We start from the raw sequence: 9,173 nt of genomic DNA on the forward strand, positions 1-9,173 counted from the left end.
GGGTCAAGGTGCCCAGGCCGCAACCGCTGGAAGCCATGAAGGTGTACAAAATCTCCAAGCGCTACGACGACGATATTTCTGCCGTCTGCCTGGCGATCAATTTGCAGATTGAAAACAACACCGTGGTCGCTGCTTCCATTGGCGCAGGCGGCGTCGCCGCCACGCCGGTGCGGGCCATACAGACCGAGACGGCACTGAAGGGCCAGCCGTGGACGCAGGCCACCGTGCAGCACGCAATGGCGACATTGCGCGCGGAGTTCTCACCCATTTCAGACATGCGGGCAAGCGCCGGGTACCGCAGCCAGGTCCTGGGCAACCTGCTGCAGCGCTACTGGCTGGAAAGCCAAGGCATGCAGCAGATCAACCTGGCCAGCTTCCGCCTGGAGGAAGCCGCATGACCGCCGCAAAAGACATCTCCCTCAGCCGCGACGCGGTGGCCGACCCGGATGTACGCGTAGCCAATGCTCGCGCCGGCGATGTGCCTCCCACGGACCTGGCGGAAAAAACGTCGCTTGACCAAAAACCTGCAGGCACGCAGGCAGCGGGCCGCTCCACACCGCATGAAAGCGCGCGCGCGCAAGTAGCCGGTGCGGCCACTTACATCGATGACATCCCCGAGATACGCGGCACGCTGCATGCCGCGCCCATCCTGTCGAGCGTGGCACACGGCAAGCTGCTGGGCGTTGACACCGCAGCGGCCCTGGCGATGCCAGGCGTGCGTGATGTGATTCTGGCGCGCGACATTCCGGGCGACCCGGTGCTGGGCAATTTCTCGCACGACGAACCGGTGTTTGCACAAGACACGGTGCAGCACATCGGCCAGGTGATTGGCGTGGTGGTAGCCGATACGGTCATGCAGGCCCGCCGCGCCGCGCGAAAGGTGGTGTGCAATATCGAGCCTCTGCCCGCACTGTTGACAGTACACGACGCGCTCAAGGCCGAAAGCTATGTGCTGCCGCCGGTCTTCGTGAAGCGCGGCGATGCAGCGCACGCCTTGAAGAAAGCTACCCACACGCTGCACGGCACACTCGAAGTCGGCGGGCAGGAACATTTTTACCTCGAAGGCCAGGTTGCCTACGTCGTACCGCAGGAGCAGCAGCAGTGGCTGGTGTATTCCAGCACCCAGCACCCCGGCGAGATCCAGCATTGGGTATCGCACGCACTGGGCATCGCCAACCACGCCGTGCGCGTCGAATGCCGGCGCATGGGGGGCGGTTTTGGCGGCAAGGAAACGCAGTCGGGGCAGATGGCGGTATGGGCCGCCATTGCCGCGCACAAACTCAAATGCCCTATGAAGCTGCGGCTGGACCGCGACGATGACTTCATGGTCACCGGCAAACGGCACCCGTTTGCGTATGAGTACGACGTGGGTTTTGACAATACCGGCCGGCTCAGCGGCCTCAAACTCATGATGGCGGTGAACTGCGGCTTCAGCGCCGACCTGTCAGGCCCCGTGGCTGACCGCGCGGTCTTCCACGCCGACAACGCCTACTTTCTGGAAGACGTGGAGATCGCGTCCTACCGCTGCAAGACGAACACGCAAAGTAACACGGCCTTCCGCGGCTTTGGCGGGCCGCAGGGAATGATCGTGATTGAAGCCATCATGGGCGATATCGCGCGCAGGCTCGGGCTGGATCCGCTGGAGGTTCGCAAACGCAACTTGTATAGCGACGAAGTCGTCACACCGGTGAGCGCGACCGCACCGGAACGGTGCCGCGATACCACGCACTACCAGATGAAGGTCGAGGACAACATCCTTGCCCCGCTGCTATCAAAACTGGAGCGGTCTGCGCTTTACCCGCAACGCCGCCAGGCCATTTCTGCCTGGAACAGCAAGAGCCCGGTCATCAAGCGCGGCATCGCCATCACGCCCGTGAAGTTCGGCATTTCCTTCACCGCCACCCTCTTCAACCAGGCCGGCGCGTTGGTGCATGTGTACACCGACGGCAGCGTGCAGGTGAACCACGGCGGCACCGAGATGGGCCAGGGCCTGAACACCAAGGTCGCGCAGATCGTGGCCGACGAGCTCGGCGTGCCGTTCGACCAGGTGCTGGCCACGGCCAGCGACACCAGCAAGATTCCGAACGCCTCAGCCACAGCGGCCTCAGCCGGCACCGACCTGAACGCGCGCGCCGCGCAGTACGCAGCGCGCAATGTGCGTGACAACCTGGCGCAGTTTGTCGCGGGGCTGGACCGCTGCGGCGCGGGTGCTGTTCGTTTTGAGGGCGGCGAGGTCATCACACCCACTGGCGCACGGCCGTTCACCGAAGTCGTGAAGCTGGCCTACGCCAACCGCATCCAGCTCTGGAGCGACGGCTTTTACCGCACGCCGAAAATCCATTACGACAAGGCCACGCTGACCGGCCGGCCTTTCTACTACTTCGCCTATGGCGCAGCCTGCACCGAAGTCGCCATCGACACACTCACAGGCGAAAGCCGCGTGCTGAAAGTCGACATCCTGCATGACGTGGGCACGTCCATCAACCCGGCCATCGACATCGGCCAGATCGAAGGCGGCTTTGTGCAGGGCATGGGCTGGCTCACGACCGAGCAGCTGGTGTGGAACGACAAGGGGCTCCTTACCACGCACGCGCCCAGCACGTACAAAATTCCCGCGACCGGCGACATACCGGAACACTTCAAGGTCGATTTATGGCCCGAGCCCAACCGCGAAGACAATGTCTTCGGCAGCAAGGCCGTGGGCGAACCACCGCTGATGCTGGCGATCAGTGTGTATGAGGCACTGCGGGATGCGGTGGGCGCGTGCCAGCCGGCTAACCTGCCAGTCAGGCTGGCGGCGCCAGCCACCGCGGAAAACATCCTGCGCGCTTTGGCCTGAGGCCGCACTCTCAGGTTCCGGTCCAGGTTTCAGATATCCAGGTCCACCCACAAGCCGGCGTGGTCCGAGGCGGCTTCATCCGCGTTGCTGACTTCGGGGAAATGCGGCCACAAGGTGCCGTTCACACCGCCCCACATGCCACGCCGCTCCACCGCGCCCTTTTTTACTTTCGCAAACAGCGCCGGTGACAACAGGATGTAGTCCAGCTTTCCCGCTGCCGTGCAATTGCCATGGGTTCCTGGGCGGCCATCCGTGTCAAAGTCCGGGTGGTCAAATACATCCGTCAAGGTAGAACCTGAACGCAGCAAGGGGTTCATGGGCGCATTGGCCGGGATCTCGTTCAGGTCGCCTATCACCGCGACGTACAGGTCGCCATCGTCGATGTGCTGGTCATAAAGATCACGCACCCGTTGGGCCTGACGCCTGCGTTTGGCGTCATTCGCCGCCTGGGAGCCGTAGCCCTTGCTTTTGAAGTGGTTCACCATCACCCATAGCCGCCCGCCACCTGGCAGGCTGACTTCATACTCGGCGCAGTCGCGGCTGAAGATCAGGCCCTTGGCATCTTCGTCATCCACATGGGAGCGTATGCCGACGATGGGGTAGCCGTCACGTGTCATCAGGCCCACATCAATGCCGCGGTCGTCATTGCCGTCTACCAGCATGACATGTTTGAAGGGCTGTGCGCCCACTTCCGTCAGCACCTGCTGGTTGAAAAGGCGCAAGGTCGTGCGGTCTTCAGATTCGATCACGGCCTGCACGTCGGCCTTGATGCTGCGCAGCACGCGCGCGGTGTTGAGCGTGGCCTTTTCATTGACGGGTTCCGTCTTGAGTTCAACCCAGCCTATCCAGCTCTTGCGCCCGGCCGCGACTATCTCCGCATCACCCACACGCGGCCGCTTGATCAGCTGGCCGCGTATCTTGCGCAGGATCAGCAAAGGGCCTTCGTCGGTCTTCAGCAGCCCGTTATCTTCCATCAGCTTGAGCATGCGTTTCTTGTCAGCCGCACTGTAGGCGGCCTTCTCAAACAGCGTGTTCAGCTCCTTGTGCGCCTCCAGTGCCGGCTTACCCTCGCCCCAGTCCTGCGAGTTCAGGGCCTTGGCACGGTCGAACATGTTCTCTACATTGAAAGTAGCAAGACGCATGGCGCACTCCCAAGAAGTTGAGTGAAACAAGTCTAGGCAGCAGCTGGCAACCTCACACCCTCCAAATGCAGGAGGAATCATGACCAAAACTGCTGTTCCGCACCCCACTTTTGCATTGATTTGTGACGCGGTGATGATGGCTTTGTCTGTACCGGTGCTGCAACTCAAGCCTCGCGATACATCCCCGAATCCCCGCGCACACCCAGCTTTTTCCTGAAAGCCTGAATGTCAAAGCCTTCGCTGGCGAGCTGCTTTTGCATGACGGTCTGGGCGGCGGCCACCGCATCGGCATTGGCCCACTCGACCACGGTCACCACATCGAACTCGCTGCTGTCGCCCGTCTGGGTCAACACATGCTTCTGCAAGCAGCCCGGCAACGCGGCCAACATACTCTGAACATGATGGATGCGCTCTACAAACACGGAGATCGATTGCGAAGGCACCACAAATTTGTCGATGCGGAACACCGACGTGGATGCGGGGGTTGAAGATTCACCTGGCATGAGACAACTCCTTTGAAATGGCAGGCCGGATTGGCTTGCGGAATTCCGGAGTCTGAAACCTCAAGTAAAGTTGAGGTCAAGCACTCTTTGCAAAAGGATTCCCATGCCCACGGAACTGGAACAGGCCGGCATCTTCCCCACGCTCTCGGTGGGCGACATGGCGCGCCGCAGCGGCGTGGCGGTGTCCACCCTGCACTTCTACGAGACCAAAGGCCTGATCAGCAGCACCCGAACCGAAGGCAACCAGCGCCGCTACGCGCGCGAGATGCTGCGGCGCGTGGCCTTTGTGCGGGTCGCGCAGCGCGTGGGCATCGCGCTGGCCGACATCGAAGCCGCGCTGGCCACCTTGCCCGCGAAAGCAGCGCCCAGCCGCGCGGACTGGGAACGCCTGTCTGCTGCCTGGCGCGCCGACCTGGACGAGCGCATGGCGCAGCTCAAGAAACTGCGCGACACCCTGGACGACTGCATAGGCTGCGGCTGCCTGTCGATTGACAAATGCCGGCTGCGCAACCCATATGACCGGCTCGCCGGGCAGGGCGCGGGGCCGCAGCGTTTGTGGGTTCGTCGCCGGGAAGCCTAGAACAAGGGGCGGATCAGATCCAGCAGCATCATCGCCACCGCAAAACCCATTACCACCACCCCACCCCAGCCAAACCAGGTGGTTTTCAGACCCGAAGTGAAGTTGCCCATCACCGATTTGCGCCCCGCCAGCAGCATCAGGCCGGCCATGATGGGCACGGCCACCACGCCGTTGATCACGGCGCTCCAGTAAAGCGCTTTCATCGGGTCGATGGGGGTGAAGTCCATGCCCGTGCCTACCACGGTGGCGATGACGATGATGGCGTAGAAACGCTTGGCCTCGTACCAGTGGCGCTCCAGGCCCTCGGGCCAGCCGAAGGCTTCGGCCACAGCATAGGCGGCCGATGAAGCCAGCACCGGTACCGCCAGCAGGCCGGTGGCGATGATGCCGCCGGCAAACAGCGCAAAGGCAAAGTCGCCGGCCAGCGGCCGCAGGGCCTGTGCCGCCTGCGCGGCCGAAGTGACGTCGTGAATGCCGGCCGCATACAACACCGCCCCGGCCAGCACCATGATGAAAAAGGCAACGGCATTGGAGAAAAACATGCCGATGTAGGTGTCGCGCTTGACGCGGCGCAGGTCGCGGCGGATCTTCTTTTCAGCGCCCAGCACGCCACCCTTCAGGCGCAGCTCTTCGACCTCTTGCGAGGCCTGCCAGAAAAACAGGTAAGGCGAAATCGTGGTGCCCAGCAGCGCGACGATCATCATCCAGTAGCCCGAGGTCCATTGCAGCTTGGGTACCACCAGGTCGTGCAGCACCTGCGCCCACTGCACCTGCACCAGGAACACGGCGATCACATAGGCAAACAGGAAGAGCGTCAGCCATTTGAGGATGGGCGCCAGCTTGCGGTAGGGCACAAACACCTGCAGCAGCACGGTGATGATGCCGAAGGCGACTGCATGAAAGTGGTCACCGCCGCCCACCGCCAGCTGCAGCGCCTCGCCCATGGCGGCAATGTCGGCCGCGATGTTGATGGTGTTGGCAATCACCAGCAGAAACACCATGCTCATCAAAAAGGCGCGCGGCGTGTGCTCCCGCAGGTTGGCCGCCACGCCCTTGCCGGTGACACGCCCAATACGCGCGCTCACCAGCTGGATGGCAATCATGAAGGGCAGCGACAAAAACACCGTCCAGAGCAACCCGGTGCCGAACTGTGCCCCCGCCTGCGTGTAGGTGGCAATGCCGGAGGGGTCATCATCGGCAGCGCCGGTGACAACGCCTGGGCCGACATGGCGCAGGAAAGAGGGGATGCGGTTCAACATGGCCGCGAGGCTAACAGCGCCCGATGAGGCGAAGCTTAAACCCGGCGGATCGCCTGCAGGCAAAATTCAGCATGAAAAACCGGTTTCAAGCCAATAAAGGCGGGCGCAAGCAGCTACCAAATCAATAGCAAGGTCGCGACGGTGCATCGCTTACACGGCACGGTTCAGATCCACCTGGAGGCCTGCGCGCTTCATCTCGCGTGCCAGCAGCAGCCGCCACAAGCCCTCCTCGTCGACCGTAATGCATGTCGCGCCCTTCAGGACATCCGGCACAGCGTCGTCTTCGGACTGCAGGCAGGCTATACGGCCGCGGCCGATCGCCGCGAGCATGAAGCCGATGGCCAGCATGGCCGCAGGCGCGTCGGACTTTTTGCCCGGCAACAGAAGCAGAAACGCCACATTTCGCAGCCCCTCGAGCTGGTCGACAGAGACGGCGTCGAGGATTGCCGCCTCCAGCCCCAGCTGCTCCATGAACTCACACGCGTCGCCCACGGCATCTCCGCCCAAGCCCAGGATAGCCACGCGAGAACMGGACACGGCTTGCGGCGCGGTGGCGGATGAGGAAGTGAGATCGGTCTTGGACATGGGCATCCTCGTTGGAATGGAAGGTGAAGGCGCGGAGATCGGTTCCGGTTCCGGTTCCGGTTCCGGTTCCGGTTCCGGTTCCGGTTCCGGTTCGGGTTCCGGTGCAGGTGCAGGTGCTGGTGCTGGTGGGGGCGGCGACACCGGCTTCACCTCCGCAACCGGCTCCGCCATCGGCACCGCAGTGCCATTGAGGTAGTCGTTCAGCAGCTTCTTGGCTGCGTTCACGCGCATGATGGCCAGATCAATCCCTTGCCTGACTTTTTGCTGGCGTTCGTCGTCCGTGAAGCGGTCGCCGAAAGTTTTGTCCAGCAGGAAATCCTGTATCGCAACGGCAAACTGCCGGTATTCGGGCGTGCCCATGCCAAAGCTGTCGGCCAGGGTGGTGTTAACTTTCTTTTGCAGGGACTCCACGCTCGAATCCCAGCCAGTCTGCGTCACCGATATTTTGAAGGCCCGCAGGATCTTGACCTGCCGGTTGACCTTGTCGATCGCGTCCTCGATGTGGGCTTTATCGGGGGCGCCGGATGGCAGTGTATTTTTGCCGTTGGACATACAGTTTCCTCATGCGACCAGCCCATACTGTAAGGCTTATCCGGTCCCGGACCACCACCAGCAAGGCACTGCAGTTTTTCATACTGGCATGCATCGGCCGGGATTGACCCGCTATTCATCACATCTGCAACGAAATCACCGTTCCCGCACCGCATGGCTCACATGAGAACTTCACGGGCAGGAAGGCTTCAATGGTCCGTGCGTTGGTGCGGGCGTGCTCGGTCAGTTCCGTCGCCCGGTAACGACCCACCTTCCCCTGCAAACCGGCCAAGGCCAGGGGGATCATCAGCTGGTCTGCCAGGTGCGGGCCTACCGGCGCCTGGTGGGCCTGGTAGTCCTTCACCTCCTGCACCAGGCGGCGCGCGACCTGCTCGGCACTGACGCTCTTTTCGCCGTAGGCTGCAAACACCTCGGTGATGTGTTCGTAGCGCAGGACGGCCAGCAGCGCATTGCCCGGCCCTTCGTTACTGCGCAGGCCCCGGTCGCGCAGGCAGCTATCTTCCCAGCCCAGCCCCTGGCGCAGCACGGCCAGCTCACGCTCGGCCACGCCCCGCGGCAGGCCGGCATGCAGGCATTCGGCATAAGCCTCCAGCAACGTGCCACGCTCCATGAGGTGGATGGCCGCAAAGCCTTGCGCGGGTGGATACAGGCGCACGCGCGCCTCTCCGCCGCCGGCGGGATAAAAGCCGTGGCGACGCAACTCAATGTCAAACAGCGCCTCTCCATTGCCGGCAAAGTAAGGCGCCAGCAGGGCCAGGAAGGAACACGACGGCGCCATGGGGTTGTGCGTCCCGCCGCTGAGGTGCAGCGTGGAGGCAGCTTTGGCCTGGAGCAGCGGCCACAGCACGGTTTGCAGCACCAGCATGCAACTGCCGGCCGAGCCGACCGCAAATTCGTAGTCGCCCGCGCGCACCTCACCGGGCGTGAAGAGCAGCGTGGTCTCGCCGATCTGCACGGCCTGGCCGTCGGCATTGACGGCAGAGGTCTGATCGACGCCGCCGCCCACCGCCACAGCCGCGTTCACGCAGGCCAGGTGCTGGCGCATCAAGCCGGGCTTGGGCCGCCGGGCACGGATGTTGTCCATGCGAAACGGCTTGCCCGTCACCAGGCTCAGTGCCAGCGCCGTGCGCAAAATCTGCCCGCCCCCCTCGCCTTGCGAGCCATCGAGTTCAATCATTTTTCTTCTTTCATTAATCACTCGTGCTGGCGGCCAGCACGCCCAATGTGCGGGTAACAGGATTCCATACCGTCAGGCACCAAATGCCCCACCACTCTTTTCCTGCTTCAAAATAGTTACTCCATTCGCTGCGCGATGGCTCAAGATCGGGGTCGCCAACCCAATCGCTCACCTCAGGAAAATGGCCCGGGATCAAACCTAAAATTTGACACCACTGATCAAACAGCGCCTTCGCGTCAGCATCTTTCCTGAAACCGTATGGTGGGTCACTAAAGCTCGAAAACAAGCAAGGCGCACCCCCCGCATGCGCCGTGCAGGAAAGGAGGTCCTGTACTTTTTCTGCCGGCAGAATTTCCGGAAGCGCAGCGGCACAGTCGTAGTAAAGGTCAAAACAATCCGACACGCTAAATTGCGGCCATCTTTTGATGGCCTCCTGGTTCCTTGCCGAATACTGTTCCCGCAGGCCCGTGAAAAGCAACTCGAGCGCGTACCGATGCAGCGCTGGAGAAGGATCAACGCCTTTCTCCAGCGTGTAG

General features: G+C 62.4%; 8 protein-coding genes and 1 pseudogene. 3 read left to right on the forward strand and 6 right to left on the reverse strand.

Going from position 1 to position 9,173, the window contains the following annotated elements:
* Positions 1-398: pseudogene (locus AC1D0Z_RS12290) on the forward strand (xanthine dehydrogenase small subunit); the annotation flags it as partial.
* Positions 395-2,839 (forward strand): xanthine dehydrogenase molybdopterin binding subunit, encoded by a 2,445-nt coding sequence (xdhB, locus tag AC1D0Z_RS12295; protein WP_477658528.1) that lies wholly within the window; start codon positions 395-397, stop codon positions 2,837-2,839. The pseudogene AC1D0Z_RS12290 and the gene xdhB, both read left to right, overlap by 4 nt.
* A 29-nt stretch (positions 2,840-2,868) precedes the next feature.
* On the opposite strand, the gene AC1D0Z_RS12300 is transcribed toward xdhB, so the two are convergent.
* Together AC1D0Z_RS12300 and AC1D0Z_RS12305 are read right to left on the reverse strand one after the other, a co-directional pair.
* The gene (locus tag AC1D0Z_RS12300; protein ID WP_477658529.1) at positions 2,869-3,981 is read right to left on the reverse strand and encodes an endonuclease/exonuclease/phosphatase family protein; all 1,113 of its coding nucleotides are present in this window, start codon (positions 3,979-3,981) and stop codon (positions 2,869-2,871) included.
* A 164-nt stretch (positions 3,982-4,145) separates the two neighbouring features.
* On the reverse strand, positions 4,146-4,484 hold the full coding sequence (locus AC1D0Z_RS12305) for an antibiotic biosynthesis monooxygenase (protein WP_477658530.1): 339 nt from the start codon (positions 4,482-4,484) through the stop codon (positions 4,146-4,148).
* Positions 4,485-4,587: 103 nt separating this feature from the next.
* On the opposite strand from AC1D0Z_RS12305, the gene soxR reads away from it, so the two are divergent.
* Complete coding sequence (gene soxR / locus AC1D0Z_RS12310; protein ID WP_477658531.1) at positions 4,588-5,064, forward strand: redox-sensitive transcriptional activator SoxR; 477 nt, start codon at positions 4,588-4,590, stop codon at positions 5,062-5,064.
* Here the strand turns inward: soxR and AC1D0Z_RS12315 are convergent.
* The 4 genes from AC1D0Z_RS12315 to AC1D0Z_RS12330 all read right to left on the reverse strand — a co-directional run.
* Entirely contained in the window at positions 5,061-6,323 is a 1,263-nt protein-coding gene (locus AC1D0Z_RS12315) for an Nramp family divalent metal transporter (RefSeq protein WP_477658532.1), read from the reverse strand. The two genes, soxR and AC1D0Z_RS12315, sit on opposite strands and share 4 nt — an antisense overlap.
* Before the next feature lie 150 nt (positions 6,324-6,473).
* Positions 6,474-7,460: a hypothetical protein gene (locus tag AC1D0Z_RS12320; RefSeq protein ID WP_477658533.1), complete on the reverse strand. Its 987-nt coding sequence runs from the start codon at positions 7,458-7,460 to the stop codon at positions 6,474-6,476.
* A gap of 118 nt (positions 7,461-7,578) precedes the next feature.
* Positions 7,579-8,637 carry an RNA 3'-terminal phosphate cyclase gene (gene rtcA / locus AC1D0Z_RS12325; RefSeq protein WP_477658534.1) on the reverse strand — a complete coding sequence of 353 codons (1,059 nt, stop codon included), beginning with the start codon at positions 8,635-8,637 and terminating at the stop codon, positions 7,579-7,581.
* A gap of 13 nt (positions 8,638-8,650) precedes the next feature.
* Positions 8,651-9,173: hypothetical protein (locus AC1D0Z_RS12330; RefSeq protein ID WP_477658535.1), on the reverse strand; the 523-nt coding region annotated here is incomplete at its 5' end.

Source organism: Polaromonas sp. P1_E3 (genome assembly GCF_056405935.1).

Excerpts from the sequence above, each read along its gene's own strand:
- xdhB (WP_477658528.1), top strand. The coding sequence starts at position 395 with ATGACCGCCGCAAAAGACATCTCCCTCAGCCGCGACGCGGTGGCCGAC.
- AC1D0Z_RS12300 (WP_477658529.1), bottom strand. The coding sequence starts at position 3,981 with ATGCGTCTTGCTACTTTCAATGTAGAGAACATGTTCGACCGTGCCAAG.
- AC1D0Z_RS12305 (WP_477658530.1), bottom strand. The coding sequence starts at position 4,484 with ATGCCAGGTGAATCTTCAACCCCCGCATCCACGTCGGTGTTCCGCATC.
- soxR (WP_477658531.1), top strand. The coding sequence starts at position 4,588 with ATGCCCACGGAACTGGAACAGGCCGGCATCTTCCCCACGCTCTCGGTG.
- AC1D0Z_RS12315 (WP_477658532.1), bottom strand. The coding sequence starts at position 6,323 with ATGTTGAACCGCATCCCCTCTTTCCTGCGCCATGTCGGCCCAGGCGTT.
- rtcA (WP_477658534.1), bottom strand. The coding sequence starts at position 8,637 with ATGATTGAACTCGATGGCTCGCAAGGCGAGGGGGGCGGGCAGATTTTG.